Source organism: Streptomyces sparsus, from assembly GCF_054776295.1.
Genome location: NZ_BAAHCA010001068.1, coordinates 1 through 1,510, shown reverse-complemented (window position 1 = coordinate 1,510; position 1,510 = coordinate 1). Strand labels below are relative to the sequence as shown.

The 1,510-nt window shown below is 72.9% G+C and carries 1 protein-coding gene and 1 pseudogene; both read right to left on the bottom strand.

What is annotated here, in order from left to right; genetic code table 11:
* Positions 1-486 (bottom strand): annotated as a pseudogene (locus tag ACYVE9_RS26340) (hypothetical protein); the annotation flags it as partial.
* Between the two features lie 201 nt (positions 487-687).
* On the bottom strand, positions 688-1,494 hold the full coding sequence (locus ACYVE9_RS26335) for an endo alpha-1,4 polygalactosaminidase (protein ID WP_461030400.1): 807 nt from the start codon (positions 1,492-1,494) through the stop codon (positions 688-690).
* Positions 1,495-1,510 lie beyond the last annotated feature (16 nt).

Sequence of the window (1,510 nt, the reverse complement as noted above, 5' to 3'; positions counted from 1 at the left end):
CGGCGGTGCCGTGGTGGGCGACGCGGTGCCGGGCGCCGTGTTCGGGGACGTGGCCGGCGTGTCCGGCGACGCCACCGGTCCCGGCGGGGCGGTCGGTTCGGACGGGGACGGGCTCGCCGGGTCGGCATCCGCCACCGTCATCGTGCCGAGGTACGTCTCACCGTCACACAGGAGGGTGACCCGGTAGGTGCCGGGCACGGCGTCGGCCGGCATGTTGCCGGTGGCCCCGAGCGCGTTGCTCAGCATGCCCAGGTCGAGGTCCGGCAGTTCGGTACCGCCCTGAGGGGGCTTGAACCGGGCCATGCCGTTGTCGCCGCCGCACTGCATGCCGTAGACGGAGAAGCTGCTGCCCGGTGTGACGGGGTCGGGTTGGACGTTGACGTCGTCCGAGGGCCCGGCGGTTGCCGTGCCGGCCGCGCTCACCACCGCGACGGCGGACAGCGCCCCGGCGGCTGCCAGCCGGGAGACGAGGATCGGTACGCGCATGATGCACTCCCTGGGCGCGCTGGAGACAAGGGACGCGCCCAGTGCCATACGACAGCCGCCTGCCCCCGCCTACCACCGGGGGCAGCCAAACGGGGGACGGGCGACGGTGGCCCGCGGCGGGCCGGGAGCGGCGGCCGGCGGACCGTTCCCCAACCCCCCACGCTCCCCAACCACCGTGCGCTGACGACCGTTTCGGCCCGCTCAGCAGGTCTCCCGCCAGGCGTCCAGGTGCAGCCGCTTCACCATCGAACTGAGCTTCAGGGCGCGGGAGCGGGCGCAGAAGTCCTCGGCGGGCAGTTCGTACTCGACGTGGAACACCGCCTTGCCCGCCTCGATGAACGGCGTGAGCCGGTCGCACTCGTCGAAGGCGGCGCACTCCTCGTTCACGGCGAAGTCGAAGTCGCCGACGAGTTCCGGGATCTGGTCCAGGTCGTTCTTCAGCCCCACCGACATGCCCCGGTCGTGCGCCAACTCCGCCACCATGCGGTTGAAGACGAGCTGGTCCCCGGCGGTGAGGGGGAAGCCCGTCCGGTTGCGGTAGCCGTCCTGGAGGTCCGGTTCGACCGCATCGAAGCCCTTGTCGCGGCACATGTCGAACCGCGCGGCGAGCAGCGGGCGCAGGGTCTCCACCGCCCGGATGTCCAGCCAGCGTTCGCCCTCCCAGCCGTTGCCCCGGCCGAGCACCTCCTCGGGGAAGTCGTCCGCGTCCGGCCGCCAGTCCTCCCAGGCACCGACGTTGACGTAGCAGACGACCTTCACGCCTCTGTCGTGCAACCGGCGCACCACCGAGGCGTCGTGCCGGAAGCCGTCGATGTCGTAGACGGGAACGTCGACGTCCATGTCGAGTTCGCCGGTGAGCTGCCAGTGCCAGTCGACGCCCGGCTCCGGTTGCCAGCGGCCCTCCTGCGCACGCCCGCCGGGCGCGGTGCGCGGGGCGTCCTGCCCGTCGGTGACGGCGCCGGTGTCGGTGCCCGTCTCGGTGCAGGCGAGCGGGGCGAGCAGCAGCACGGCGGCGGCTGCGGCG